Origin of the sequence: Streptomyces sp. NPDC005931, assembly GCF_042871235.1 — a bacterium.
Classification (GTDB): domain Bacteria; phylum Actinomycetota; class Actinomycetes; order Streptomycetales; family Streptomycetaceae; genus Streptomyces.
Genome location: NZ_JBIAIG010000017.1, coordinates 12,094 through 37,687 on the forward strand (window position 1 = coordinate 12,094; position 25,594 = coordinate 37,687).

A 25,594-nucleotide genomic window follows, 5' to 3' on the forward strand; every position below is an offset into this window, starting at 1 on the left:
TGCCGGGCCGGTGCACGGGGTCAGAGCACCGGGTTATGCGCAGGGCAGGGGCGCCGCGCCGCGTTAGCCTGGAGCGTCAGACTCCAGCCGACCGAGTCAAGGGGCCAAGCATCCCGTGCGCATCGCCAGATTCTCCATCGACGGGAACGTCGCCTTCGGCGCGGTCGAGGGCAGCCGCCAGGACGAGCTCGTCCTGGACATCATCAAGGGCATCCCGTTCGCGGATTTCGAGCTGTCCGGCACGAAGGTCCCGGTGAGCAAGGTCAGGCTGCTGCCCCCGGTCCTCCCCAACAAGGTGGTGGCCTTCGGCCGCAACTACGCCGAGCACGCGAAGGAACTCGGCAACGACGTGCCCGACGCCCCGTTCGCCTTCTTCAAGCCCGCCACCTCGGTGATCGGCCCCGGCGACGCCATCCAGTACCCCTCCTTCTCCCAGGAGGTGCACCACGAGGCCGAGCTGGCCGTGGTCATCGGCCGGATGTGCCGGGAGGTCCCGCGCGAGCGCGTCGAGGACGTCATCTTCGGTTACACCTGCGCCAACGACGTCACCGCCCGCGATGTGCAGAAGCGCGAGAAGCAGTGGGCCCGGGCCAAGGGCTTCGACACCTCCTGCCCGCTCGGCCCCTGGGTGGAGACGGACCTGGACATCGCCGCCGCGAGCGACCTGACCGTCCAGTGCACGGTCAACGGCGCCCAGCGCCAGCTCGGCCGCACCAGCGAGATGATCCACTCCATCGAGGACCTGATCGTCAACATCTCCGAGGCCATGACGCTGCTCCCCGGCGACGTCGTCCTCACCGGCACCCCGGCTGGGGTCGGCCCCCTCAACGTCGGCGACGAGGTCGCCGTCACCATCGAAGGCATCGGCACTCTCACCAACAAGGTTGTCAAGCGTGGCTAGCGCACCCGGCTCCCCCGTACGCGTCCGTTTCTGCCCGTCGCCCACCGGTAACCCCCACGTGGGCCTGGTGCGCACCGCCCTGTTCAACTGGGCGTACGCCAAGCACCACGGCGGCACCCTGGTCTTCCGCATCGAGGACACCGACGCGGCCCGCGACTCCGAGGAGTCCTACCACCAGCTGCTCGACGCGATGCGCTGGCTGGGCTTCGACTGGGACGAGGGCCCCGAGGTCGGCGGCCCGCACGCGCCGTACCGGCAGTCCGAGCGCATGGACATCTACCGGGACGTCGCCCGGAAGCTTCTCGACGCCGGCCATGCCTACCACTGCTACTGCTCCCAGGAGGAGCTGGACAGCCGCCGCGAGGCGGCCCGCGCCGCCGGAAGGCCCTCCGGCTACGACGGCCACTGCCGCGAGCTGACCGGGGCGCAGATCGAGGAGTACCGGGCGCACGGCCGCGAACCGATCGTCCGCTTCCGCATGCCCGACGAGACGATCACCTTCACCGACCTGGTCCGCGGCGAGCTGACCTTCACCCCGGAGAACGTCCCGGACTACGGCATCGTGCGCGCCAACGGCGCCCCGCTGTACACGCTGGTCAACCCGGTCGACGACGCCCTGATGGAGATCACTCACGTCCTGCGCGGCGAGGACCTGCTCTCTTCCACCCCGCGCCAGATCGCCCTTTACCAGGCGCTGATCGAGCTGGGCGTCGCCAAGTCGGTCCCCGCGTTCGGCCACCTGCCGTACGTGATGGGCGAGGGCAACAAGAAGCTTTCCAAGCGCGACCCGCAGTCGTCGCTGAACCTCTACCGCGAGCGCGGCTTCCTCCCCGAGGGCCTGCTCAACTACCTCTCCCTGCTCGGCTGGTCCCTCTCCGCCGACCGGGACGTCTTCACCGTCGACGAGATGGTGGCGGCCTTCGAGGTCACCGACGTCAACCCCAACCCGGCCCGCTTCGACCTGAAGAAGTGCGAGGCGATCAACGGCGACCACATCCGCCTGCTGGACCCGAAGGACTTCGCCGAGCGCTGCCGCCCCTGGCTCCAGGCCCCGTTCGCGCCCTGGGCCCCGGAGGCGTTCGACGAGACCAAGTGGCAGGCCGTCGCACCGCACGCACAGACCCGCCTGAAGGTCCTGTCGGAGATCACCGACAACGTCGACTTCCTGTTCCTGCCCGAGCCGGTCGAGGACGAGGCGTCCTGGAACAAGGCGATGAAGGAGGGCTCCGACGCCCTGCTGCGCACCGCCCGCGAGAAGCTCGAGGCCGCCGACTGGACCTCGGCCGACTCCCTGAAGGAGGCGGTCCTGGCCGCCGGCGAGGCCCACGGCCTCAAGCTCGGCAAGGCCCAGGCCCCGGTCCGCGTGGCCGTCACCGGCCGCACCGTCGGCCTGCCCCTCTTCGAGTCCCTGGAGATCCTGGGCAGGGAGAAGACCCTGGCCCGCATCGACGCGGCCCTGGCGAAGCTCACCGGCTGACCGCCCGGGACACCTTCCACAGCGCTTCCCGCACGGGGGCGGCGTCCGGTTCGGGCGCCGCCCCCGTCCCGCCCGTCGCGTCACCCGGCCGATCGCGTCCGAGCCGACCGGGTGCCGTACCCGTGGGGGAGCGCCTCCCCCTTGCCGCACCGGCCGCCCGGACGCGACTCGTCCCGGCCGTGCGCATGGACCGCGAAGGCGTCACCCCGTCGGCGGCACCGGCCTGCACCCCCGTGACGGCCGGTGTCCCGATCCGGCCCCGACCGGGGCAACCACCGTGAACCGGCCCCGGGCCGCTCCGTGCCGAGTTACGGTCGGACCATGAGCATTCGGGCCGTGGTCTGGGACGTCGACGACACCCTTTTCGACTACACCACCGCCGACCGCACCGGCCTGCGCGGCCATCTCGCCGCCGAGGGCCTGCTCGACGCCCACGAGAGCGTGGAGCACGCCCTCGCCCGCTGGCGGGAGATCACCGATCAGCAGTGGGCGAGGTTCTCGGCGGGCGAGGTCTCCTTCGAGGACCAGCGGCGGGACCGGATCCGGGTCTTCGTCGGCCGCGAGCTGACCGACGAGCAGGCCGACGCCTGGTTCCAGCGCTACATCCGGCACTACGAGGCGGCCTGGGCCCTCTTCCCGGACGTGCTGCCCGTGCTGGACGCCCTCGCCGCCAGCCACCGCCACGCGGTGCTGTCCAACTCCAGCCTCCACGTCCAGGACCGCAAGCTCCGCGTCCTCGGCGTCCACGACCGATTCGAGGCCATCCTGTGCGCGGCCGAACTGGGCGTGTCCAAGCCGGCGGCCGGCGCCTTCCTGGCGGCCTGCGAGGCGCTGGACCTGCCCCCGCGGCAGGTCGCGTACGTCGGCGACCACCCGGAGATCGACGGCCGGGGCGCGGCGGAGGCCGGGCTGCTGTCGGTGTGGATCGACCGCGGTGGCGCGTACGCGACGGTCGAACCGCCCGTGGGTCCCCGCCGGATCGCGTCCCTGGCCGAACTCCCCGCTGTCCTGGGCTCCGATACTCGTTTTGGAGCCCCGTCCACCTTCGGGTAATGTTCTTCCTGCGCCGCGGGGAGCGGGCCGGAAGGCCGGAACCTCGAAGCGCAGAACTAGAACGAGACCCCTCTGGGGCTTGCGTTCCAGTGGCCTATGGTGTAATTGGCAGCACGACTGATTCTGGTTCAGTTAGTCTTGGTTCGAGTCCAGGTAGGCCAGCTCGCAGAGCTCATCTGCACCCGCGGATCACATCCGCAAAGCCCCCGTTGTGTAGCGGCCTAGCACGCTGCCCTCTCAAGGCAGTAGCGCCGGTTCGAATCCGGTCGGGGGTACAGATCCTTCCCGCGAGGACAGTCGGGTAGCTCCCACTGTCGTCGACGCAGGATCGCTAGGGCCCCCGTTGTGTAGCGGCCTAGCACGCCGCCCTCTCAAGGCGGTAGCGCCGGTTCGAATCCGGTCGGGGGTACTGACTGGTCTAAACCATCATTGGTCTATGGTGTAATTGGCAGCACGACTGATTCTGGTTCAGTTAGTCTTGGTTCGAGTCCAGGTAGACCAGCTCGGACCTGCGGAAACGCAGCGTCCATGCCCCCGTTGTGTAGCGGCCTAGCACGCCGCCCTCTCAAGGCGGTAGCGCCGGTTCGAATCCGGTCGGGGGTACGAGTCCCAAGGGGCCTCCGCTTCGGCGGAGGCCCCTTCGGCGTTGACCCGCGACAGGGCAGGACCCGGACGTGACACGGGGGCGGGCCTGCCGCGGCGTTGAGGCGGGCCCGCCCCCGGTGGGACGGCGAGGAGAGACGGTCAGGAACGGCGCAGCGCCTCGGAGAGGCGGGCGGCGGCGTCGATGACGGCCTGGGCGTGCATCCGCCCGGGGTGGCGGGTCAGGCGCTCGATGGGACCGGAGACCGAGACCGCGGCCACCACGCGGTTGGAGGGGCCGCGCACCGGCGCGGACACGGACGCGACGCCCGGCTCACGCTCACCGATCGACTGGGCCCAGCCGCGGCGCCGTACGCCCGACAGGGCCGTCGCCGTGAAACGGGCGCCCTGGAGGCCCCGGTGCAGCCGCTCCGGCTCCTCCCAGGCCAGCAGGATCTGCGCCGAGGAACCGGCCTTCATCGTGAGCGTGGAGCCCACCGGGACCGTGTCCCTGAGGCCCGACAGGCGCTCCGCCGCGGCGACGCAGATGCGCATGTCGCCCTGGCGGCGGTAGAGCTGCGCGCTCTCGCCCGTGATGTCACGGAGGTGGGTGAGCACCGGTCCGGCCGTGGCCAGCAGACGGTCCTCGCCGGCCGCCGCGGCCAGTTCGGCGAGGCGCGGGCCGAGGATGAACCGGCCCTGCATGTCGCGCGCCACCATGCGGTGGTGTTCCAGGGCCACGGCCAGGCGGTGGGCCGTGGGTCGTGCCAGTCCGGTGGCCCCGACCAGTCCCGCGAGGGTGGCCGGACCGGACTCCAGAGCGCTCAGGACGAGGGCCGCCTTGTCCAGAACGCCGACGCCGCTACTGTTGTCCATGCAACGATACTTGCGTCTCACTCTGTGAAACGCAAGTTCAATTTTCCGTGGAACCCGCCACTCTTGAACCCACGAAGGCACGACGGCCCGTGGAGAGCGGGCCCGGCGGCGGACGCCCGAGGACACAGGCGTGCGGGCGCCGTCTCCACGAGATCTCTAGATGGGCCGGTGCACTCCTCTTGCCGGCCGGAGGGAACGCGATGGGTAGGACACTGGCGGAGAAGGTCTGGGACGACCACGTCGTCCGGCGCGCCGAGGGCGAGCCCGACCTCCTCTTCATCGATCTGCACCTGCTGCACGAGGTGACCAGCCCGCAGGCCTTCGACGGCCTCCGCAAGAGCGGCCGTCGCGTGCGGCGGCTCGACCTGACCATCGCGACCGAGGACCACAACACCCCGACCCTCGACATCGACAAGCCGATCGCCGACCCGGTCTCCCGGGTCCAGCTGGAGACGCTGCGCAACAACTGCGCGGAGTTCGGCGTCCGGCTGCACCCGCTGGGTGACGTGGAACAGGGCGTCGTGCACGTGGTCGGCCCCCAGCTGGGCCTGACCCAGCCGGGCATGACCGTCGTCTGCGGCGACTCGCACACCTCCACCCACGGCGCCTTCGGCGGTCTGGCGTTCGGCATCGGCACCTCCCAGGTCGAGCACGTGCTGGCCACCCAGACGCTGCCGATGGCCCGCCCGAAGACCATGGCGATCACCGTCAACGGTGAACTGCCCGAGGGGGTCACGGCCAAGGACCTGATCCTGGCGATCATCGCGCGGATCGGCACCGGCGGCGGCCAGGGGTACGTCCTGGAGTACCGCGGCGAGGCCATCGAGAGGCTCTCGATGGAGGCCCGCATGACCATCTGCAACATGTCGATCGAGGCCGGCGCCCGAGCGGGCATGATCGCCCCCGACGAGACCACCTTCGAATACCTCGAGGGCCGCCCGCACGCCCCGCAGGGCGAGGACTGGGACGCGGCCGTCGCGTACTGGAAGACGCTCAGGACCGACGACGACGCCGAGTTCGACGCCGAGGTCGTCATCGAGGCCGCCGAGCTGTCGCCGTTCGTCACGTGGGGCACCAACCCGGGCCAGGGCGCGCCGCTTTCGGCGTCCGTCCCCGACCCGGCTTCGTACGAAGACGCTTCGGAGCGCCTGGCCGCCGAAAAGGCCCTGGAGTACATGGGGTTGGAGGCCGGTCAGCCGCTGCGCTCGATCACCGTGGACACCGTCTTCGTAGGTTCCTGCACCAACGGCCGCATCGAGGACCTGCGTGCCGCGGCGGACCTCCTCAAGGGTCGCAAAGTCGCCGACGGCGTACGGATGCTGGTCGTCCCCGGCTCCGCGCGGGTGGGCCTGCAGGCCGTCTCCGAGGGCCTGGACGTGGTCTTCAAGGAGGCCGGTGCCGAGTGGCGGCACGCGGGCTGTTCGATGTGCCTGGGCATGAACCCCGACCAGCTGGCCCCGGGCGAGCGCTCCGCCTCCACCTCCAACCGCAACTTCGAGGGCCGGCAGGGCAAGGGCGGCCGCACCCACCTGGTCTCGCCGCAGGTCGCCGCCGCGACCGCCGTACTGGGCCACCTGGCCTCCCCGGCCGACCTCGCCGCCGCCGACACCCGTACGCCCGCTGGAGTCTGATCTGCCATGGAAGCATTCACCACCCACACCGGCCGGGCCGTCCCGCTGCGCCGCAGCAACGTCGACACCGACCAGATCATCCCCGCCCACTGGCTCAAGAAGGTGACGCGGGACGGATTCGAGGACGGGCTGTTCGAGGCCTGGCGCAAGGACCCGTCGTTCGTCCTCAACCAGCCCGAGCGGCAGGGCGCGACCGTGCTGGTCGCCGGCCCCGACTTCGGCACCGGCTCCTCCCGGGAGCACGCCGTCTGGGCGCTGCAGAACTACGGCTTCAAGGCCGTGATCTCCTCCCGCTTCGCCGACATCTTCCGCGGCAACTCGCTGAAGAACGGCCTGCTCACGGTGGTCCTCGAGCAGAAGATCGTGGACACGCTGTGGGAGCTCACCGAGAACGACCCGCAGGCCGAGATCACGGTCGACCTCGAGGCCCGCGAGGTGCGCGCCGAGGGGATCACCACCTCCTTCGAGCTGGACGAGAACTCCCGCTGGCGGCTGCTGAACGGCCTGGACGACATCTCCATCACGCTCCAGAACGAGTCCGACATCGCCGCGTACGAGGCGAGGCGCCCGTCGTTCAAGCCGCGGACCCTCACGGCCTGACCCGGCCACCCGGCGGCCCCACCGGACCGCCGGGAGGTCGAATTTCGGCCACCGCGACCCCCCTCCCGTACCCCCGATCTCCCCGATCGGGGGTACGGCCGTGTCTACGCCCCTTGCGCCCCGGGCGTCTCCTTCGGTCTCGCAACTTCCCACGTTACGACGGTGGTTGCCGGGGTACACGAGGCATGTACCCGTGACTTCCTCGGGTGTGCGGAAGGCCGTCCGAGGCGGCAGTTGCCCCCTGCGCAGGCGACAACTCGCCCTAGATGGCACAATCTGTGCATGGAACACGACGGCCAACTCGAGCTCTATGCGGCGGTCGCGGTCCGGCTCAAGGAAGCGCACTCGCGGGTGCGCGCACTGCAAGTCCCGGAGGGCGTACGGATGGCGCTGACCCGGAAGCTGCTGGTCATTACGGCCGCGGCCAAGCACGATCTCGCCGATGCGGCAGGGCGTCTGGAGCGGTTCACCGCGGACCTCGACGAGGGTCGATTCCCCGAAGAGGAACGCTGAACCAGTCGGGACAGTCGAGTTCGTTGCGGCACAAGGGTGATAAGCCCGTTTCGTGTTTGATTTGCGGTATATATCTGCCTAACGTGCGAAAAAGCTTGAACACTTTCGTTCTGGCGATGTCTCCGAAGGGGAAGACGTGAACAAGGCGCAGCTCGTAGAAGCGATTGCCGACAAGATGGGCGGCCGCCAGCAGGCCGCCGATGCTGTCGATCATGTCCTGGACGCCATCGTCCGCGCGGTCGTCGCGGGGGAGCGGGTCTCGGTCACCGGCTTCGGTTCCTTCGAGAAGGTCGACCGTCCGGCCCGCTACGCCCGCAACCCCCAGACGGGCGAGCGGGTCCGGGTCAAGAAGACCTCCGTTCCCCGCTTCCGCGCGGGTCAGGGCTTCAAGGACCTGGTCAGCGGCTCGAAGAAGCTGCCGCGCGGCGGCGAGGTCGCCGTCAAGAAGGCACCCAAGGGCAGCCTGTCCGGCGGCGCCGCCGCCACGGTGAAGAAGGCCGCCGCGAAGAAGACCACCGCCAAGAAGGCCGCCGCCAAGAAGGCCCCGGCCAAGAAGGCTGCGACCACCAAGGCCGCGGCGGCGAAGAAGACCACCGCGAAGAAGGCGCCCGCCAAGAAGACCACGGCGACGGCCAAGACCACCGCCGCGAAGAAGACCACGGCCAAGAAGGCCCCCGCGAAGAAGGCGACCGCCACCAGCGCCCCCGCCAAGAAGTCCACCGCGCGCAAGACCACCGCCGCCAAGAAGACCACCACCCGCAAGAAGTAGGCGGACGAAGCGGCGGCAGACGAGCGGTACTCACGCGCCGGGCCGGACTCCCAGACGGAGTCCGGCCCGCGGTGTGTCCGGGGGACCTGACCAGGGGCCCGCCCCCGGGCCGGTCAGAAGGTCTGGAGCGTGACCAGCGTGATCCGCCGGGCCTCGCCCTCGCCCTCGGTCTCGATGCGCACCCGCTGCCCGGGCCGCAGCAGCCGCAGACCCCCCGCGTCGAACGCCGGAGCGTCGAAGGGCACCGGGGTGCCGTCGTCCAGGAGCACCTGCCCGCTGCGGGTGGCGGGGTCGTACGTGTACGCGGTCGCCTGCATGCGGGCAGCCTACTGCTCGGGGATCAGCAGCCGCGCGGCGGCCGCGGCCGTGCGGGGCCCCACCCCGAGCGCCAGCGCCACCCGCAGATCCTCACCGGTGTCCACGTCCTGCCGTACCGAGTCCACCCCGTCCAGGCGGAGCTCCACGGCCCCCGAGGCGCGATGACGGGCCCGGGAATCGGTGCCGAAGGACGGAAGCAATTCCCGGTCCGCGGCGGCGGTCAACAGGGTCGTGCCGATTGCGGCGGCGTCCGGGAGAAAAGCGCGCGGGAATTCCGCCGCGGCCTCCAGAACACGGGCCAATTCCCGGGGGCGAAGGGCCGGGAGATCGGCGTTGAGGGCCGCCACCGCCCCCGCGCGCCCCGACGCCCGTGCCACCGCCGCCGCGTGCGCGAGGGCGGCGTTCAGGCCGCCGCCCGGCTCGTCGGCGACAACCGCGGCGCCCAGCGCCGCCAGCTCACGGCCGGCCAGCGCGTCGTCCGTGACGACCACCACACCCTTCACCGCCCGGCACGCCAGCGCCGCCGCCACCGTGTCCTGGGCGAACGCGAGCGCGAGGCCCGGCCGCAGGCCGTCGCCCGCCGTGTCCGAGAGTCTGCTCTTGGCCCGCGCAAGGGGCTTCAGGGGCACCACCAAGGTCCACTGCACGAGTGTTACGTCCCTCTCTTGTCGCGCTCATTGTCACCCGGGGCATCCGGCGTCCGGGGTACCGGGGCGTACGGTGTTCTCGACAGACCGGCGGCCCGGGGCGACACTTGTGCGGCCCGCCTGGCCTCCGGGTCCAGGCCCTAGAGGAAGGTGTCCTTGTGCCGCGCCGCAGAATCGGCTTCTGGTACCGCTTCGCCGCGGTGATCTGCAAACCGCCGCTGGTGGTTCTGCTCAAGCGGGACTGGCGCGGAATGGAGAACATTCCGGCCGAGGGTGGATTTATCACTGCGGTGAACCACAATTCGCACATCGATCCCTTCGCCTACGCGCACTTTCAGTACAACACCGGACGCGTTCCGCGATTCCTGGCGAAGAGCGGGCTATTCAACAAGGGATTCGTCGGTGCCGCGATGCGCGGAACCGGGCAGATCCCCGTCTACCGGGAGAGCACCGACGCGCTCAGCGCCTTCCGGGCCGCGATCGACGCGGTGCAGCGCGGCGAATGCGTCGCCTTCTACCCGGAGGGCACCCTTACCCGTGACCCCGACGGCTGGCCCATGACCGCCAAGACCGGAGCCGCGCGGGTCGCGCTGCAGACCAAGTGCCCGGTGATCCCGGTCGCCCAGTGGGGCGCCAACGAACTGCTGCCGCCGTACGCCAAGAAGCCCCGGCTCCTCCCGCGCAAGACGCATCACGTCCTGGCCGGGCCGCCGGTGGACCTCGACCGCTTCTACAACCGGGAGATGACCCCGGAACTGTTGAAGGAGGCGACCGAGGCGATCATGGCGGCCATCACCCGGCAGTTGGAGGAGATCCGCGGCGAGAAGGCCCCGGAGACGCCCTACGACCCGCGCCGGGAGCGGATCGAGCAGCGGCGCAGGACCAAGGCGCAGGCGCAGCGGGTGCGGGGCGGGCGGACGCGGGACGGCAAGGCCGCCGTGCGGGAAGAGGGGCTGGGAAAGTGAGCAAGCCGGTCAAGGCGGCCGTCTTCGGCACCGGATCGTGGGGCACGGCGTTCGGCATGGTCCTCGCGGACGCGGGATGCGACGTCGTGCTGTGGGGACGGCGCCCCGAACTCGCCGAGGCAATCAACTCCACGCGGACCAACCCCGACTACCTCCCGGGCGTCGAACTGCCCGCCGGGCTGCGGGCCACCACCGACGCCGCCGAGGCCGCGCGCGACGCCGACTTCACCGTCCTCGCGATCCCCTCCCAGACGCTGCGCGGCAACCTCGCCGCCTGGGCGCCGCTGCTGGCGCCCGAAACGGTCCTGGTGTCGCTGATGAAGGGCGTCGAACTCGGCTCCGCGATGCGGATGAGCGAGGTGATCGAGGATGTCGCCAAGGTGGGCGCCGACCGGATCGCCGTGGTCACCGGGCCGAACCTGGCCCGTGAGATCGCCGCCCGGATGCCGGCCGCCGCCGTGGTCGCCTGCCCCGACGAGTCCGTCGCCCGGCGGCTCCAGGCCGCCTGCCACACGCCGTACTTCCGCCCGTACACCAACACCGACGTCATCGGCTGCGAACTCGGCGGAGCCGTGAAGAACGTGATCGGGCTCGCCGTCGGTATCGCGGACGGCATGGGACTCGGCGACAACGCCAAGGGCTCGCTGATCACCCGCGGTCTCGCCGAGACCACTCGGCTCGGTGTGGCGCTGGGCGCCGACCCGCTGACGTTCTCCGGACTCGCGGGCCTGGGCGACCTGGTGGCCACCTGCTCCTCGCCGCTGTCGCGCAACCACACCTTCGGCACCAACCTCGGCAAGGGCATGACCCTCGAGGAGACCATCGCGGTCACCAAGCAGACCGCCGAGGGCGTCAAGTCCTGCGAGTCGGTGCTGGATCTGGCCCGCCGGCACGACGTCGACATGCCGCTGACCGAGACGGTCGTCGGCATCGTGCACGAGGGCAAGCCCCCGGTGGTCGCCCTCAAGGAGCTGATGTCGCGCAGCGCGAAGCCCGAACGACGCTGAGCGACCCCGCCTGTCGCACGCTGCCTCGGGGCTCCGCCAACGGGTACTCTCATCGCGATATGAGCACCGAGAACCTCCCCCAGAGCCCCGAGCAGCCGTCTCGCAAACCGCGTGTGGCCGTCGTGTTCGGCGGGCGCAGCTCCGAACACGGGATCTCCGTGGTCACCGCAGGCGCGGTCCTCAAGGCCATCGACCGGACGAAGTACGACGTCCTGCCGATCGGCATCACCCAGGACGGCCGCTGGGCCCTCACGGCCGACGAGCCCGAACGCATGGCGATCGTCGACCGGCGGCAGCCCAGCGTCGACCAGCTCGCGGAGTCGGCCGAGGGCGGCGTGGTGCTCCCCGTCGACCCCGCCAGCCGCGAAGTGGTCTACAGCGAGCCCGGTTCGGTGCCCAAGGCGCTCGGCGAGGTCGACGTCGTCTTCCCGATGCTGCACGGTCCCTACGGCGAGGACGGCACCCTCCAGGGCCTCCTGGAGCTCTCCGGCGTCCCGTACGTGGGCTCGGGTGTGCTCGCCTCGGCCGTCGGCCAGGACAAGGAGTACATGAAGCGGGTGTTCACCTCCTTCGGGCTCAAGGTCGGCCCGTACGTGGTGATCCGGCCCCGCGAGTGGGAACGCGACGAGTCGGCGGCCCGCAAGAGGATCGTCGACTTCGCCGGTGAGCACGGCTGGCCGCTCTTCGTGAAGCCCGCCCGCGCGGGTTCGTCGATCGGCATCACCAAGGTGGACGACCTCTCCGGGCTCGACGAGGCGATCGCGGAGGCCCAGCGGCACGACCCGAAGATCCTCGTCGAGGCGGCGCTGCGCGGGCGCGAGATCGAGTGCGGTGTGCTGGAGTTCGAGGACGGCCCACGGGCGTCGCTGCCCGCCGAGATCCCGCCGCCCGAGGCGCACGCGTACTACGACTTCGAGGCCAAGTACATCGACTCCACCCCCGGCATCGTGCCCGCCCCGCTGACCGACGAGCAGACGGCCGAGGTGCGCGAGCTGGCGGTGGCGGCGTTCGACGCGGCCTCCTGCGAGGGGCTGGTGCGCGCGGACTTCTTCCTCACCGAGGACGGCGAGTTCGTCATCAACGAGATCAACACGATGCCCGGCTTCACGCCCATCTCGATGTACCCGCAGATGTGGCAGGCCACCGGCATCGGCTACCCCGAGCTGGTGGACCGGCTGATCCAGGCGGCCCTGCGGCGCTCGACCGGGTTGCGCTGAGCCGGCCGGACCCCACCCCGCGGCGTGCTCCGAGCGAGAGGCACCTAGGAGGCGATCCCCTTCGGAATCGCCTCCTTCACGGCCGGGGCCAGGTCGATCAGCGTGCCCGTGCTGTCCCGCCCGTCGGTCACCCTGACCTCGACGTACGCCTCGCGGTTGGCGGTGGTGAAGCGGTGGACGCCCCCGTCCTGCTTCTCCATGAGCCAGTCGACGCCGTTCACGCCTCCCGGCACCGCGTCCGGGTCGTGGCCGTCGGCCACCCTGGGGTCGACCATCTTCGGCGGTCGCTCGACACCGCACCGCAGTATGATCGCCTCGCCGCCCCAGCCCGCGGTCAGTTCGGAAGCGGGCTCGGGATCGTCGCGACTCTCACCGTCCACCTTCGCCGGCAGGGCCTTGTCCAGGTTCCGGCACAGCTCGGTGACCTTCGCGTCCGGGCTGGGAACCGCCGTGGACGCGTCGTCGTCTGCTGAGGAGCAGCCCGCGGCGGTGATCAGCACAGCGAGTGCGGGCAGGACGGCGTGCCGGTGACGGAAGGAGTTCACCGGCACAGGGTAGACGGGGGCTACAGATGGACGACCGGGCAGGTCAGGGTTCGGGTGATGCCGTCCACCTGCTGAACCTTGGCGACCACCATGCGGCCCAGGTCGTCGACGGTGTCGGCCTGGGCACGCACGATCACGTCGTACGGTCCCGTCACGTCCTCGGCCTGGATGACTCCAGGGATCTTGCCGATCGTCTCGGCGACGGTCGACGCTTTGCCGACCTCTGTCTGGATCAGGATGTACGCCTGTACCACGGAACCTCCAGGGCGGCCACGAGGATCATGTGGGGAAAAGGAACGCCACGGTACCGCGTTGCCGCTCGCCGCGGGGAGACCTGCGGGAACCGGGCCTTGCGCGCCGGGGGTCGGGCACGAGAGAAGTTGACGGTCACTTCGACCGTAGCGAGCACACAGATGACTCGCGACCGGGCACGGACAGGGACAGAAGGGGAGAAAGGGCAATGAAGGGCACTGTTGGTGAGCTCGGGGAGTTCGGGCTCATCAGGGAGCTCACCTCCCGTCTCACCACCACCCCGGCGGTCCGGGTCGGCCCCGGCGACGACGCCGCGGTGGTCGCCGCGCCCGACCGCAGGGTCGTGGCCAGCACCGACATCCTGCTGGAGGGCCGGCACTTCCGCCGTGACTGGTCCACGGCCTACGACGTCGGCCGCAAAGCCGCCGCGCAGAACCTCGCCGACATCGCCGCGATGGGCGCGGTGCCGACCGCGCTGCTGCTCGGCCTGGTCGTCCCGGCGGAGCTGCCGGTGACCTGGCCCTCCGAGCTCATGGACGGGCTGCGCGACGAGTGCCAGGTCGCGGGTGCCGCCGTGGTCGGCGGCGACGTCGTGCGCGGTGACACCATCATGGTGTCGATCACCGCGCTCGGCGACCTGCGCAACCAGGAGCCGGTCACCCGGGCCGGAGCCCAGCCGGGCGACCTCGTCGCCGTGACCGGCTGGCTCGGCTGGTCCGCCGCCGGGCACGCGGTGCTCTCCCGCGGCTTCCGCTCCCCGCGTGCGTTCGTCGAGGCCCACCGGCGCCCGGAGCCGCCGTACCACGCGGGCCCGGCCGCCGCGGGGCTGGGCGCCACCGCGATGTGCGACGTGAGCGACGGACTGATCGCCGACCTCGGGCACATCGCCGAGGCCAGCAAGGTCCGCATCGACATCCGCTCCGGGGCGATCGACATCCCCTCGCAGATGAACGACATCGGGCAGGCCGTCGGCGTCGACCCGATGCAGTGGGTGCTGACCGGGGGAGAGGACCACGCGATCGTGGCCACCTTCCCGCCGGACGTGAAGCTGCCGGCCCGCTGGAAGGTGATCGGCGAGGTGCTCAACCCCTCGGCGCTGCCCCAGGTGACGGTCGACGGGGCGCCCTGGACCAGCAAGGGCGGCTGGGACCATTTCGGGGAGGTGGAGTGACCCCCGCGCCGCCCCGCGTGCTGACCGTCGCCGGTTCCGACTCCGGCGGCGGCGCGGGCATCCAGGCAGATCTGAAGACGATGCTCGCGCTCGGTGTGCACGGCATGAGCGTGATCACGGCGGTCACCGCGCAGAACTCGCTCGGCGTGCAGGGCGCCTGGGAGCTGCCCGTGGAGGCCGTGCGGGCCCAGTACCGCAGCGTCGTCGACGACATCGGCGTCCAGGCGGTCAAGACGGGCATGCTGGCCTCCGCCGAACTGGTCGAGGCGGTGGCCGAGTTGATCTCCGGCACGGATGTGCCGGTGGTCGTCGACCCGGTGGGCGTCTCCAAGCACGGGGACCCGCTGCTGGCGTCCTCCGCCCTGGACTCCGTCCGTACGGCACTGCTGCCGGTCGCGACCGTGGCCACGCCCAACCTGGACGAGGTGACGCAACTCACCGGTGCCCGGGTCGAGTCGGAGGAGGATCTGCGCAGGGCCGCGGAGGCGGTGCTCGGGTTCGGGCCGCGGTGGGTCGTGATCAAGGGCGGGCATCTCACGACCGGGCAGGGCGAGGCGGTGGACCTGCTGACGGACGGCTCCGAGGAGCACTGGCTGCGGGCGCCCCGCCACGACAACCGCCACACCCACGGCACGGGCTGCACCCTCGCCTCGGCGATCGCGTCGCACCTGGCGAAGGGCCGGTCGGTGCCGGAGGCGGTCGAGGAGGCCAAGCAGTACGTCACGGGGGCGATCGCCGCCGGGTTCGCACTGGGGGGCGGGATCGGGCCGGTGGATCACGCCTGGGCGCTGCGGGCCGGCTCCTAGCCACCCCCGTGGGGTGCGCCGGACGCGAAGAGCGGGTGTGCGGGAACGCGAAGAGCCGGCCCACACGAGGTGGACCGGCTCCTGCAGCGAACCAGCAGTGGCCGCGCGCTAGCTGAGCGTCAGCGCGAGACCTTGCCGGCCTTGATGCACGAGGTGCAAGCGTTCACGCGCTTCGGCGTCCCGCCGACCACGGTACGCACACGCTGGATGTTCGGGTTCCAGCGGCGGGACGTACGGCGGTGCGAGTGCGAGATGTTGTTGCCGAAGCCCGGCCCCTTGCCGCAGACGTCGCAGTTGGCAGCCACGGGTCACTCCAAAGACTTCAGATGCACTTACGGTTGATCCCGGCATGCCGGGATCAAGATCCAGACTCCAGGAGCCTTCGGATCTGAGTGGCGTTGCCAGGGGAGAGGCCCGATCGGATCGGGCAACCGGAGCAGCATACAACGGCTGCACCCGTAGAACGAAACTACCATGGCAGCTCAGGGGCCCGCCCCGGCCCTCTTCCGGTGAGTACGCCCCCACGGTCTACGCTGCGTGCCACGTCCAGCAGCTCAGGGAGGCGCAGGTGGCCCAGGTGCCGCAGACATTCTTCGATGCTCTCGCGGTTCGCACCTGGTGCGGTCTCGCGCTGGAGGCGCTGGGGCGGGCGCGGGCGGAGATCGACGCCATCAATGTCTATCCCGTGGCCGACGGGGACACCGGTACGAACCTCTATCTCACGGTCGAGTCGGCCGCGGCTGAGGTGGAAGCGGTCTTCACCGGACACGCGGCGGGGGCCGGTGCCGACGGGGGCGAGGGCGGGGCGGCCGGGCCCACGCTGTCGGAGGCCGCGCGGGCGCTGGCGCACGGAGCGCTGATAGGCGCGCGGGGGAACTCGGGGACGATCCTGGCCCAGCTGCTGCGGGGGATGGCCCAGGTGCTGGCGGGCGACGGGCCCTTCGGCGAGGGCGCGGTCAGCGCGGACGGGCGGGGACTCGGGCTCGCGCTGCGCCATGCCGCCGACTCCGCACGGCAGGCCGTCGCCCACCCCGTGGAGGGCACGGTCCTCACCGTCGCCTCGGCTGCCGCCGACGCGGCGGACAGGGCGACCGGCGACTGCGGCGTGGTGGCACGGGCCGCCCACGACGGGGCGTGTGCGGCCCTCGCGGCGACCCCGGCCCAGCTCCCCGTCCTGCGCCGCGCGGGAGTCGTGGACGCGGGCGGCCGTGGCCTGGTGACGGTGCTCGCGGCGCTGGTGGAGACCCTCACGGGGGAGCGCCCGCGCGCCGCGGCGGACATGGCCGACGGGACGCACGCGAGCGTGGAGGCGCATACGGCCGAAGACGTCCACGCGCGCGTGGAGGCGTGTGCGGCCGGTGGCGAGGGGGGAGCGGCGCGGTCGGGGCCGGCCTTCGAGGTGATCTACCTGCTGGAAGCCGACGACACGGCCGTGGCCCGGCTGCGGGAGCGGCTCGACGGGCTCGGCGACTCCCTCGTGGTGGTCGGCGGCGACGGGCTGTGGAACGTCCACGTGCACGTCGACGACGCGGGCGCGGCCGTGGAGGCGGGCGTCGAGGCTGGGCGGCCCCACCGGATCCGGATCACGCACTTCGGCGTCGGGGACGTCCACACGGCGGGCGGGCAGGAGCCGACGCAGGAGCGGGCGCAGCGGGCCGTGGTGGCCGTCGTGCCCGGTGAGGGGCTGGCCGGGCTGTACAGCGAGGCCGGGGCGACCACGGTGCTCGCCTGCCCCGGGGAGGAGCCCGCGAGCGGAGAGCTGCTGGAGGCCGTTCGGCGGGCCCACGCGCGCGAGGTGGTGCTGCTGCCCAACGACGCCGAGCTGCGCCACACCGCCGCCGCGGCGGCCGAGCAGGCCCGGACCGAGGGCATCCGGGTCGCCCTCATCCCCACCCGCTCGGCGGTCCAGGGCATCGCGGCGCTCGCGGTGCACGAGCCGGAGCGCCGGTTCGACGAGGACGTGGTGGCGATGACGTCGGCGGCGGGCGCCACCCGCTACGCCGAGGTCACGGTCGCCGAACGGCAGTCCTGGACCATGGCCGGCATCTGCCAGGCCGGGGACGTCCTCGGTCTCATCGACGGCGACGTGGCGGTGATCGGCCACGACGTCACCTCCGCCGCCGAGGCCGTCCTCGACCGCATGCTCGCGGCCGGCGGCGAGATGGTCACCCTGGTTCTCGGCGACGAGGCCCCGGACACCATCGCCCGTCACCTGGAGGCGCGGGTGCGTGAGCGCTATCTGGCGGTGGACACGGTGGTCTACCACGGTGGTCGTCAGGGGGCGCTGCTCCTGATAGGGGTGGAGTGAGCCGCTGCCGGGCGGTCTCGGTGGCTGGGGGCCCGGGGCGGGCCGCGGCCGTCGTCCCGGCGTGGTGGCGGTGGGGTGGTCGTGCCGGTTCTCGGCGACGAGGTTCGGGACGCCGGTGCCCGTCACCTGGAGGTGCGGGTGCGTGAGCGCTATCTGGCGGTGGACACGGTGGTCTGCCGTGGTGGTCGTCAGGGGGCGCTGCTCCTGATAGGGGTGGAGTGAGCCGCTGCCGGGCGGTCTCGGTGGCTGGGGGCCCGGGGCGGGCCGCGGCCGTCGTCCCGGCGTGGTGGCGGTGGGGTGGTCGTGCCGGTTCTCGGCGACGGAGCTACGGACACCGCTGCCACTCTTGGGCGCCCGCACGCCCGCACGCCCGCACGCCCGCACGCCCGCACGCCCGCACGTCCAGCCCGCCGCGTCGGCGGGGCGGCACGGCTCGTGTCGGAGCCTGCGCACGCGCGTGTGCGTCGATGCCCCGGCCGCCCCGGCCGCCCCGGCCGCCCCGGCCGCCCCGGCGGCCCCGGCCGCCCCGGCCGCGGGCCCGGCCGGTGTCGGCGCCGGGTGGACCGCGGCCGGGACGGCCGGTGGCTCAGGCGTCCGGGGTCGGCGCCGGGTGGACCGCGGCCGGGGCGGCCGGTGGCTCAGGCGTCCGGGGTCGGCTCCAGGAGCCCCAGCAGGTGCTCCGCCTCCGTGCGGCGGGAGCGGGCCGTCTCGTCGGCCTCCCCGCTCCCGGCCGTGCCGGCGGTCCCGGCCGTCCCGTCCGCGTGCTCGTACGCCGCGAGGACGCCGCGCGCGCGGGCCGTCGCCTCGGTGGCGAGGCCGAGGTCGCGTTCCAGCCAGGCGGCGGCGAGTTCGGCGGCGGTGCGGTCGTGCAGGCCGTCCGGGCCGAGGGCCGCGAAGGCGGCGGCGGCCCGATCCAGCACCGGCACCGCCTCCGCGTGGGCCGCCCGCACCGAGGAGTCGTCCGGGTTCGGCTCGCCGTCCCCCGCATCCTCGGCCCGCCGTGCCGACCGGACGAGCAGCTCCGCCAGCTGCCGGTGGGTGTGGCCCAGTGCGGCGGTGAGGCCGGTGCGGGTCTCCTCGTCGGCGGCCGTCTCCCGGGCCGACTCGCACTCCGCCACCGCCTCGGCCATCAGGGACCGGGCGCCGTCCCGCCCGGCTCCCGTGCGCAGCGCGAGCCACGCGCGGGCGCGGACGGATCGGATCAGGGCGGGGACGTCACCGACACCGCGCCACAGTTCCCCGGCGCGGAGGTACGCCCGCTCCGCCTCGCCGTGCAGGCCCGCCCGCTCCAGACTGGACGCCGCCAGGTGGGCCAGCGTGGCGTGGTCCCGCTGTTCCGGCCAGTGCCGGGCGATCTCGGCGGCCTGCAACCTCCGCTCCGCCGCGGCCCGGTGCTCCCCGAGCTCGTCCAGGCAGTCGCCGAGCCACCACAGCGTCTGGACCACCGCCCCCTCGCCGTGGGTCCCGGCGGTCACGTCGGGCAGCGCCGACTCCAGCACCTCCGCGGCCTCGGCCCACCGCCCCTGCCGCAGCAGCAGCCCGCCGAGCATGTGCCGCGCCCAGGCCCCCAGCGCCGGCCCGTCGTCCGCCGCGTCGGCCCAGTGCGCCGCCTCCAGGGCGTGGTCCGCGGCCTCCGTGACCCGCCCGAGCCCGGCGGTGACCTCCGCGAGCTGGAGGTGCAGCTGGGCCCGCCCGGCCGGCTCGACGTGGGGCCCGCCGTGCTCCAGGGCCGCCCGCAGCGCCCGCTCCGCCCCGGCGACGTCGCCGAGGTGGTGCGCGAGCTGGGCCAGCCGGGCCTCGTACTCCACGGCGTACCACGGCAGTCCGGCCCCGACGAACGCTTCCGCAGCCTCCCGGAACAGCTCCGCCGCCGCCTCCACGTCTCCAGCGAGCCCCGCCAGCTCCCCGAGCATCGCCCGCGACTCGGCCGCCCGCGCCGCCAGCCGCACGTCCTCGCCGGTGTGCTCCTCCACGAGCGCCAGCACGGCCCGTACCGCGCTGTCCGCGTCGGCCGTCAGGGCCCCGGGCGGCTCCCCGTCCACCGCGTGCACCCGCCGCATCAGGATGCGTGCCCGCGCCATCAGCACCGACGCGGTCTGCCGCCGCCCCGTACCGCCCCCGGTGTACAGCGCGAGAACCTCCTCGTACGGTCCGGCCACTGCCGCCAGTGCCTCGTCCACCCGGCCCGCCAGCGCCCGTACGTACGCGCCACGCGCGCGTGCCGCCAACGCCTCCCCGGGATCGCCCGCCTCCGCGTACAGCCCTGCGGCCCGTGCGAAGAGCTCCGCGCCCTCGGGGCCGAGGTCCATCGCGCGGTGGTCGGCGATCTCCGCGCGGTCGCGGGCGCCCAGCTCGGCGCCGGTGTCCTCGGCGGCCCGCGCCACCGCCGCCCACGCCTCCACGGCATGCGGCTGCAAGGTGTCCGAGAGCCGCCGCGCCCTGGCGAGCAGCTCGGGCAGCCCGTCCTCGCCGGCCGGTGTCCCGGACTCGCGTACCGGCGCACCCGCCGGCACCGCGGAACGCGCCGGAACCGCGCCCGGCGTCCGCACCCCGAGCGGCAGCCGCTCCACCAGCGGACGCCGGGCCATACGGGCGCGTGCCCGCTCACCTATGTGCGCCGTGCCGTTGCGCTCGTCGAACCGCGCCGCCAGGGCCAGGGCCCCGGCACGCGCGTGCGCGGCCAGTTCGGCCGCCGTCCACGACCGTCCGGCCGGACCGGGCACCTGCCGGCCGCCCAGCCCGAGTTCCGTCAGTCGGTCCATGAGCAGGGTCACCACACACAGGAAGTCCAGCCTGCTGCGCGGATGCCCGTCGTCGGTGAAATACGCCGGCCGTTCGGCGAGCAGTTCGAGACCGCGCGCCTCGTTGCCGCTGAGCGCGCAGAACTCCACGTGGTCCGCGTAGGCTCCGCGCATGCTCTCCATGGGCCGCACCAGCCGGAACCCGCGCAGATGGTGGGCCCGCGCCTCGTCGGCGCGGCCGAGCCGCAGCAGGGGCACCAGCGAGGACGCGAGGGTGGTGTGCGGTTCGTGGGCGCAGGTGAACTCGCCCTCCAGCACCGGCCGCCACAGCTCCAGGGCGGCCTCGTCCCGGCCGCGCTCCGCTTGCCACCAGCCCTGCCCGTGCAGCTCGCACGCATGGCAGTCGGCCATGGAGTCCCGATCGGATGCCAGCCAGGCCGCGTACGCCCGCTCGGCCCGCGCCGTGTCCCCGATGTGCGTGGCCACGCTGAACTCGGCGCTGCGCACGGCCCGTTCGGAGTGCCCGGCGAGCCGGTAGCGGTGCTCCATCTCGCCGAGCCACTTCTCGATCGAGGCGAGCGGGATGTGCGGCTGGTCGAGCATGCCGGCCGACATCCACTTGAACACCCAGTGCAGCGAGTGCGTCTCGTACTCGTCGAAGTCCTCGGGGCGTTCGTCCCACATGCGCAGCAGCCGTGCGAAGGGAACGAACATCTTCCCTTTCTCGGAGCTGTAGTTGTAGACCTTCAGCTGGTGCCCGAGCGCCTCGATCACGGCGAGCGGGATGTTCAGCCTCTCGGCCTCCAGCAGCAGTTCCTCCGCGCGGGCGTTGCGGGCCGGCCCCTCCGGCTGCTCGGAGTTCTCGGCCATCGCCCGGCGCAGCGAGTCGAAGTCCGTGATGCCGCTCATCGGTCACCGCCTCCCGCGGAGTCGTCCTCGCCATGGGTGGCCCACTCCAGCAGGCCGAGGAACGCCCGGTTCAGCAGCGCCGAGTCGGCCGGCCTGAGCGGGCGTTGCGCCATGAGCAGCGCCTGCCCGTAGAGGGACTCCGTGGCGGTGCCGATCAGCTCCGGGTCGCCCAGCGAGCTGATCCGCCGCACCAGCGGGTTGAGATGGTTCAGCACCAGGCGCGCCCGCGGTGCGCTGCCGCGCAGTGAGCCGAGGATGCCGGCCCACAGGTCGTCGGACCGGGCCTCGGCCTCCGCGCGGGCCTGCTCGTGCCGGGCCTCCCGGTCGTCCAGGTGCAGCGCCGGAACCGACAGCGGATGGAAGGAGCGCAGGACGACGTCGCAGCCCAGCGGGTCCAGCTTCGCCCGTGCGGCGGCCAGGAACCCGGACAGCGCCAGCTCCGCCGCCGGGTCGACGGCGTCCAGATGGGCCGTCACGGTGTCCGGGTCCAGCTCGGCGACCGCCGTCCCGGGGCGCACCGAGGGCAGTGCCTCGACCAGCTCGCTGTCGTAGGTGTAGCCGCCGTTGACCACGCCGATGCCCTGTGCGGAGGCGATCGGGGCGACCTGCCGGTACTCCTCGACCGTCCGCGTGAAGTGCACCACCGGGTGCCGCTGTGCGAACTCCTCCAGGGACAGCCGCCCGTCGGTGGTCTCGAACGGCAGCCACGGCAGCATGGTGCGCAGTATCTCCCGGTCGTGCCGCGCCAGCGACTTCACGCCCAGGTGGTGCACCGACAGGAACGCGGCCAGCCGCTCCGGATCACCGGCGGCCAGCCCGGTCAGCCAGGCGCGGATCCGCTCGCCCAGCGCCTCGCGCACCCCGGCCAGCGTCTCGTCCTCGTACAGCGACTCGCGCGAGGCGGTGGGCCGCAGGCTGTCGGTGTCCAGCACGCACCGCACGAAGAACGCCCAGTCGGGCAGCAGTTGCTCCGCCCGCTCGGTCAGCAGCATGCCCTTCAGGTGCACCCGGTGTCCCGCGCGCTGCGCCGGGCTGACCGCCGACGGCAGTACGTAGGCCGCCCCGCGGATGCCGGCCAGCGGCACGTCCAGGTCGATCGTGTCGAGCGGGCTGAAGCCGAACAGCTCGTGGCAGTGCCGGGCCAGGGCGACCCTGCGCGCGGCCGGTCCGGGGTACGGCCGGTCCCAGGGCGCGGGCAGATCCGTGACCGCCTCCTCGCCCACCCGCACGTCGTAGGGCAGCAGCGAACCGAAGTCACGGGCCAGCGACAGCACCCGCTCCTCGGTCAGCCACTCGTCGGCCCCGGCCCGCGCCACCAGGTGCACGGTGGTGCCCGGTTCGGGCCGCTCCGCGTCCGGCAGGGTCCGCACCGTGTACGAGCCGTCGTCGCGCGCCGTCCACTCCACGGGCGGCGCGTGCGGCGTACGGGCGCTGCGGCTGACGACCCGGATCCGCTCGGCGACCACGAAACAGGCCAGCAGGCCGATGCCGAACTGGCCGAGGAAGTCGGAGCGGGCCTCCTGGAGCCCCTCGGCCCGCTTGGAGCTGCGCCCGATGGTGGCCAGCAGGTCGTGCACGTCCGCCTCGGTGAGCCCCACGCCGGTGTCCTCGACGCTGAGCGAACCCCCCTCGGCGCGCAGCCGCACCCGGGCCGGGGCCCCGGGCTCCTCGGCACGCCGGGCGGTGATGGCGTCCACGGCGTTCTGGAGCAGCTCGCGCAGATACACCTTGGGGCTGGAATAGAGGTGATGGGAGAGCAGGTCCACCAGACCGCGCAGGTCGACCTGGAAGCTGTGGGGTGACTGGGGCCGCCGGGGGCCTTGGGATTCGTGGGATGCCTGTGAGGTCTGAGAGTCCATCGTCACGGCGCCGGTGGGGGGACCTGGTGACGGCGCGGGGTCGGGCGGCCCCGGTGGGGCGGTGACCGCGGAAGGATGGCCGGAGCGCGCCATCCTAGGGCCCACGCCAGCAGCCTGACCAGGGATTTCCCAAGACGTATACGGCACTTTGCACCCCGGTGTCCCCGCATTGTCAGTGCCGTGGTGTGCAATGGATCTCGTGCCCGCACTGCGAGAACCCCTGCGCCAACCGCTGAAGTCGGTGCTCGGCCCCGCCACCGCGAAGGTGATGGCCGAGCACCTCGGCCTGCACACCGTCGGCGACCTGCTCCACCACTACCCGCGCAGGTACGAGGAGCGCGGCCAGCTCACCCACCTCGCCGACCTCCCCATGGACGAGCACGTCACGGTGGTCGCCCAGGTCGCCGACGCCCGGCTGCACACCTTCGCCTCCAGCAGGGCGCCGCGCGGCAAGGGACAGCGCCTGGAGGTGACCATCACGGACGGCAGCGGCCGCCTCCAGCTGGTCTTCTTCGGCGCCGGTGTCCACAAGCCCCACAAGGAGCTGCTGCCGGGCACCCGCGCGATGTTCGCGGGCAAGGTCTCCGTGTTCAACCGGCGTCTGCAGCTCGCCCACCCCGCCTACGAGTTGCTGCGGGGTGACGGCGACGGGGCGCTGGAGACGGTGGAGAGCTGGGCGGGCGCGCTGATCCCGCTCTACCCGGCCACCGCCAAGCTGGAGTCCTGGAAGATCGCCAAGGCGATCCAGACGGTGCTGCCCAGTGCCCGGGAAGCCGTCGACCCCCTTCCTCCGTCCCTGCGCGAGGGCCGCGGCCTGGTCTCCCTCCCGGAGGCGCTGCTCAAGATCCACCGCCCGCACACCAAGGCGGACATCGAGGACGCCCGCGCCCGCCTGAAGTGGGACGAGGCGTTCGTCCTCCAGGTCGCCCTCGCCCGTCGTCGGCGGGCCGACGCCCAACTCCCCGCCGTCGCCCGGCGGCCGGGTCCGGACGGCATCCTCGCCGCCTTCGACGAGCGCCTTCCCTTCACCCTCACGGAGGGCCAGCGCAAGGTCTCCAAGGAGATCTTCGACGACCTCGCCACCGAACACCCGATGCACCGGCTGCTCCAGGGCGAGGTCGGCAGCGGCAAGACGCTGGTCGCCCTGCGCGCCATGCTCGCCGTCGTCGACGCCGGGGGGCAGGCCGCCCTGCTCGCGCCCACCGAGGTGCTCGCCCAGCAGCACCACCGCTCCATCACCGAGATGATGGGCGAGCTGGCCGAGGGTGGCATGCTCTCGGGTGCGGAGAACGCCACCAAGGTGGTGCTGCTCACCGGCTCCATGGGCGCCGCCGCCCGCCGCCACGCCCTCCTCGACCTGGCCACCGGCGAGGCCGGCATCGTCATCGGCACCCACGCGCTCATCGAGGACAAGGTCCGGTTCCACGACCTCGGCCTGGTCGTCGTGGACGAACAGCACCGCTTCGGCGTCGAGCAGCGCGACGCCCTGCGCGGCAAGGGGAAGCAGCCCCCGCACCTGCTGGTCATGACGGCCACGCCCATCCCGCGCACCGTCGCCATGACCGTCTTCGGCGACCTGGAGACCTCCGTCCTGGACCAGCTCCCGGCCGGCCGCTCACCCATCGCCAGCCATGTCGTCCCGGCCGCCGACAAGCCCCACTTCCTGGCCCGCGCCTGGGAACGGGTCCGCGAGGAGGTCGAGAACGGCCACCAGGCGTACGTGGTCTGCCCGCGCATCGGCGACGAGGAGGACGACCCCAAGGCGGCGAACCGGAAGAAGTCCGCCCCGGCCGAGGACGAGGCCGACCGGCGCCCGCCCCTCGCGGTGCTCGACGTCGCGGACCAGCTCGCCAAGGGGCCGCTCGGCGGCCTGCGGGTCGAGGTGCTGCACGGGCGGATGCAGCCCGACGACAAGGACGCCGTCATGCGCCGCTTCGCCGCCGGCGAGACCGACGTCCTGGTCGCCACGACCGTCATCGAGGTCGGCGTCAACGTGCCCAACGCCACCGCCGTGGTGGTCATGGACGCCGACCGCTTCGGTGTCTCCCAGCTCCACCAGCTGCGCGGCCGCGTCGGTCGCGGCTCGGCCCCCGGCCTGTGTCTGCTGGTCACCGAGTTGCCCGAGGCGAGCGCGGCCCGCCAGCGGCTCGACGCGGTCGCCTCCACCCTGGACGGCTTCGAGCTGTCCCGCATCGACCTCGAACAGCGCCGGGAGGGCGACGTGCTGGGGCAGGCCCAGTCCGGCACCCGCTCCAGCCTGCGCATGCTCGCCGTCATCGACGACGAGGAGATCATCGCCCAGGCCCGTGAGGAGGCGGCGGCCGTGGTCGCCGCCGACCCGGAGCTGGAGCGCCTGCCCGGACTGCGCACCGCCCTGGAGGCCCTGCTGGACGAGGAGCGGGAGCAGTACCTGGACAAGGGGTGAGCAGGGGGTGAGAGGGCGCGGC

At 72.5% G+C, this 25,594-nt stretch carries 23 protein-coding genes and 5 tRNA genes; 20 read left to right on the plus strand and 8 right to left on the minus strand.

From position 1 onward, the window contains the following. The first annotated feature begins 115 nt into the window (after positions 1-115). From ACFYOV_RS29025 to ACFYOV_RS29060, 8 genes are all read left to right on the plus strand, one after another. Positions 116-901 (plus strand): fumarylacetoacetate hydrolase family protein, encoded by a 786-nt coding sequence (locus ACFYOV_RS29025; RefSeq protein WP_389092587.1) that lies wholly within the window; start codon positions 116-118, stop codon positions 899-901. Next, positions 894-2,378: a glutamate--tRNA ligase gene (gene gltX / locus ACFYOV_RS29030; RefSeq protein ID WP_389092590.1), complete on the plus strand. Its 1,485-nt coding sequence runs from the start codon at positions 894-896 to the stop codon at positions 2,376-2,378. The genes ACFYOV_RS29025 and gltX overlap by 8 nt, the downstream gene beginning before the upstream one ends. Before the next feature lie 321 nt (positions 2,379-2,699). Next, entirely contained in the window at positions 2,700-3,431 is a 732-nt protein-coding gene (locus ACFYOV_RS29035; RefSeq protein ID WP_389092592.1) for an HAD family hydrolase, read from the plus strand. A gap of 90 nt (positions 3,432-3,521) precedes the next feature. Further along, a tRNA-Gln gene (locus tag ACFYOV_RS29040) sits at positions 3,522-3,593 on the plus strand. 40 nt (positions 3,594-3,633) lie between these two features. After that, positions 3,634-3,706: transfer RNA gene (locus ACFYOV_RS29045), tRNA-Glu, on the plus strand. 61 nt (positions 3,707-3,767) lie between these two features. Then, positions 3,768-3,840 (plus strand) — tRNA-Glu (locus ACFYOV_RS29050). A gap of 21 nt (positions 3,841-3,861) precedes the next feature. Continuing rightward, positions 3,862-3,933, plus strand: a tRNA-Gln gene (locus ACFYOV_RS29055). Positions 3,934-3,961: 28 nt separating this feature from the next. Further along, positions 3,962-4,034: transfer RNA gene (locus ACFYOV_RS29060), tRNA-Glu, on the plus strand. 141 nt (positions 4,035-4,175) lie between these two features. On the opposite strand, the gene ndgR is transcribed toward ACFYOV_RS29060, so the two are convergent. Then, entirely contained in the window at positions 4,176-4,889 is a 714-nt protein-coding gene (gene ndgR / locus ACFYOV_RS29065) for an IclR family transcriptional regulator NdgR (RefSeq protein WP_389092594.1), read from the minus strand. A 200-nt stretch (positions 4,890-5,089) separates the two neighbouring features. Here ndgR and leuC point away from each other — a divergent pair, with 200 nt between their 5' ends. The 4 genes from leuC (at position 5,090) to ACFYOV_RS29085 (ending at position 8,402) form a co-directional block, all read left to right on the plus strand. Continuing rightward, positions 5,090-6,520, plus strand: a complete 1,431-nt coding sequence (gene leuC, locus ACFYOV_RS29070; RefSeq protein ID WP_389092596.1) for a 3-isopropylmalate dehydratase large subunit — start codon at positions 5,090-5,092, stop codon at positions 6,518-6,520. A 6-nt stretch (positions 6,521-6,526) separates the two neighbouring features. Continuing rightward, positions 6,527-7,120 carry a 3-isopropylmalate dehydratase small subunit gene (leuD, locus tag ACFYOV_RS29075; RefSeq protein ID WP_389092598.1) on the plus strand — a complete coding sequence of 198 codons (594 nt, stop codon included), beginning with the start codon at positions 6,527-6,529 and terminating at the stop codon, positions 7,118-7,120. Between the two features lie 282 nt (positions 7,121-7,402). Next, positions 7,403-7,633: a hypothetical protein gene (locus ACFYOV_RS29080; RefSeq protein WP_389092599.1), complete on the plus strand. Its 231-nt coding sequence runs from the start codon at positions 7,403-7,405 to the stop codon at positions 7,631-7,633. Positions 7,634-7,769: 136 nt separating this feature from the next. Then, positions 7,770-8,402, plus strand: coding sequence for an HU family DNA-binding protein (locus tag ACFYOV_RS29085; RefSeq protein WP_389092602.1), 633 nt, complete (start codon positions 7,770-7,772; stop codon positions 8,400-8,402). A 113-nt stretch (positions 8,403-8,515) separates the two neighbouring features. On the opposite strand, the gene ACFYOV_RS29090 is transcribed toward ACFYOV_RS29085, so the two are convergent. Then, positions 8,516-8,719 (minus strand): hypothetical protein, encoded by a 204-nt coding sequence (locus tag ACFYOV_RS29090; RefSeq protein WP_389092604.1) that lies wholly within the window; start codon positions 8,717-8,719, stop codon positions 8,516-8,518. 9 nt (positions 8,720-8,728) lie between these two features. Beyond that, complete coding sequence (cofC, locus tag ACFYOV_RS29095; RefSeq protein ID WP_389092606.1) at positions 8,729-9,367, minus strand: 2-phospho-L-lactate guanylyltransferase; 639 nt, start codon at positions 9,365-9,367, stop codon at positions 8,729-8,731. Between the two features lie 158 nt (positions 9,368-9,525). Here cofC and ACFYOV_RS29100 point away from each other — a divergent pair, with 158 nt between their 5' ends. Genes ACFYOV_RS29100 through ACFYOV_RS29110 form a run of 3 tightly spaced genes read left to right on the plus strand, consistent with a single transcriptional unit; the run spans position 9,526 to position 12,556 of the window. After that, a complete protein-coding gene (locus ACFYOV_RS29100) occupies positions 9,526-10,332 on the plus strand; it encodes a lysophospholipid acyltransferase family protein (RefSeq protein ID WP_389092609.1) in 807 nt (268 codons plus the stop codon). Further along, the gene (locus ACFYOV_RS29105; protein ID WP_389092611.1) at positions 10,329-11,339 is read left to right on the plus strand and encodes an NAD(P)H-dependent glycerol-3-phosphate dehydrogenase; all 1,011 of its coding nucleotides are present in this window, start codon (positions 10,329-10,331) and stop codon (positions 11,337-11,339) included. The genes ACFYOV_RS29100 and ACFYOV_RS29105 overlap by 4 nt, the downstream gene beginning before the upstream one ends. 59 nt (positions 11,340-11,398) lie before the next feature. Beyond that, on the plus strand, positions 11,399-12,556 hold the full coding sequence (locus ACFYOV_RS29110) for a D-alanine--D-alanine ligase family protein (RefSeq protein ID WP_389092614.1): 1,158 nt from the start codon (positions 11,399-11,401) through the stop codon (positions 12,554-12,556). A 44-nt stretch (positions 12,557-12,600) separates the two neighbouring features. Here ACFYOV_RS29110 and ACFYOV_RS29115 read toward each other — a convergent pair whose 3' ends face one another. Beyond that, positions 12,601-13,101, minus strand: a complete 501-nt coding sequence (locus ACFYOV_RS29115; RefSeq protein WP_389092616.1) for a DUF3515 domain-containing protein — start codon at positions 13,099-13,101, stop codon at positions 12,601-12,603. 20 nt (positions 13,102-13,121) lie between these two features. Continuing rightward, positions 13,122-13,355: an Lrp/AsnC family transcriptional regulator gene (locus ACFYOV_RS29120; RefSeq protein ID WP_029384521.1), complete on the minus strand. Its 234-nt coding sequence runs from the start codon at positions 13,353-13,355 to the stop codon at positions 13,122-13,124. Between the two features lie 206 nt (positions 13,356-13,561). On the opposite strand from ACFYOV_RS29120, the gene ACFYOV_RS29125 reads away from it, so the two are divergent. Both ACFYOV_RS29125 and thiD read left to right on the plus strand, forming a co-directional pair. Next, a complete protein-coding gene (locus ACFYOV_RS29125) occupies positions 13,562-14,524 on the plus strand; it encodes a thiamine-phosphate kinase (protein WP_389092619.1) in 963 nt (320 codons plus the stop codon). Continuing rightward, the gene (thiD, locus tag ACFYOV_RS29130) at positions 14,521-15,330 is read left to right on the plus strand and encodes a bifunctional hydroxymethylpyrimidine kinase/phosphomethylpyrimidine kinase (protein WP_389092621.1); all 810 of its coding nucleotides are present in this window, start codon (positions 14,521-14,523) and stop codon (positions 15,328-15,330) included. Before ACFYOV_RS29125 ends, thiD begins: the two co-directional genes overlap by 4 nt. A gap of 119 nt (positions 15,331-15,449) precedes the next feature. Here the strand turns inward: thiD and rpmB are convergent, their stop codons facing one another. Then, positions 15,450-15,635, minus strand: coding sequence for a 50S ribosomal protein L28 (rpmB, locus tag ACFYOV_RS29135; RefSeq protein WP_003993230.1), 186 nt, complete (start codon positions 15,633-15,635; stop codon positions 15,450-15,452). Positions 15,636-15,898: 263 nt separating this feature from the next. Here rpmB and ACFYOV_RS29140 point away from each other — a divergent pair, with 263 nt between their 5' ends. Both ACFYOV_RS29140 and ACFYOV_RS29145 read left to right on the plus strand, forming a co-directional pair. Then, a complete protein-coding gene (locus ACFYOV_RS29140; RefSeq protein WP_389092623.1) occupies positions 15,899-17,638 on the plus strand; it encodes a DAK2 domain-containing protein in 1,740 nt (579 codons plus the stop codon). Between the two features lie 75 nt (positions 17,639-17,713). Next, positions 17,714-17,860, plus strand: a complete 147-nt coding sequence (locus ACFYOV_RS29145; protein ID WP_389092625.1) for a hypothetical protein — start codon at positions 17,714-17,716, stop codon at positions 17,858-17,860. Between the two features lie 416 nt (positions 17,861-18,276). On the opposite strand, the gene ACFYOV_RS29150 is transcribed toward ACFYOV_RS29145, so the two are convergent. Further along, the gene (locus ACFYOV_RS29150; protein ID WP_389092627.1) at positions 18,277-21,288 is read right to left on the minus strand and encodes a tetratricopeptide repeat protein; all 3,012 of its coding nucleotides are present in this window, start codon (positions 21,286-21,288) and stop codon (positions 18,277-18,279) included. After that, positions 21,285-23,147 carry an HSP90 family protein gene (locus ACFYOV_RS29155; protein WP_389092797.1) on the minus strand — a complete coding sequence of 621 codons (1,863 nt, stop codon included), beginning with the start codon at positions 23,145-23,147 and terminating at the stop codon, positions 21,285-21,287. The genes ACFYOV_RS29150 and ACFYOV_RS29155 overlap by 4 nt, the downstream gene beginning before the upstream one ends. A 190-nt stretch (positions 23,148-23,337) precedes the next feature. Between ACFYOV_RS29155 and recG the strand changes: the two genes are divergently transcribed. Next, the gene (gene recG / locus ACFYOV_RS29160) at positions 23,338-25,572 is read left to right on the plus strand and encodes an ATP-dependent DNA helicase RecG (protein WP_389092630.1); all 2,235 of its coding nucleotides are present in this window, start codon (positions 23,338-23,340) and stop codon (positions 25,570-25,572) included. The last annotated feature ends 22 nt before the right edge of the window (positions 25,573-25,594 follow it).

Bases quoted from the DNA above. Each gene is read 5' to 3' on its own strand.
- ACFYOV_RS29035 (WP_389092592.1), top strand. From the start codon at position 2,700: ATGAGCATTCGGGCCGTGGTCTGGGACGTCGACGACACCCTTTTCGAC.
- ACFYOV_RS29125 (WP_389092619.1), top strand. From the start codon at position 13,562: ATGAAGGGCACTGTTGGTGAGCTCGGGGAGTTCGGGCTCATCAGGGAG.
- ACFYOV_RS29155 (WP_389092797.1), bottom strand. From the start codon at position 23,147: ATGGACTCTCAGACCTCACAGGCATCCCACGAATCCCAAGGCCCCCGG.
- leuC (WP_389092596.1), top strand. From the start codon at position 5,090: ATGGGTAGGACACTGGCGGAGAAGGTCTGGGACGACCACGTCGTCCGG.
- ndgR (WP_389092594.1), bottom strand. From the start codon at position 4,889: ATGGACAACAGTAGCGGCGTCGGCGTTCTGGACAAGGCGGCCCTCGTC.
- ACFYOV_RS29080 (WP_389092599.1), top strand. From the start codon at position 7,403: ATGGAACACGACGGCCAACTCGAGCTCTATGCGGCGGTCGCGGTCCGG.
- ACFYOV_RS29090 (WP_389092604.1), bottom strand. From the start codon at position 8,719: ATGCAGGCGACCGCGTACACGTACGACCCCGCCACCCGCAGCGGGCAG.
- ACFYOV_RS29110 (WP_389092614.1), top strand. From the start codon at position 11,399: ATGAGCACCGAGAACCTCCCCCAGAGCCCCGAGCAGCCGTCTCGCAAA.
- ACFYOV_RS29150 (WP_389092627.1), bottom strand. From the start codon at position 21,288: ATGAGCGGCATCACGGACTTCGACTCGCTGCGCCGGGCGATGGCCGAG.
- recG (WP_389092630.1), top strand. From the start codon at position 23,338: ATGGATCTCGTGCCCGCACTGCGAGAACCCCTGCGCCAACCGCTGAAG.
- leuD (WP_389092598.1), top strand. From the start codon at position 6,527: ATGGAAGCATTCACCACCCACACCGGCCGGGCCGTCCCGCTGCGCCGC.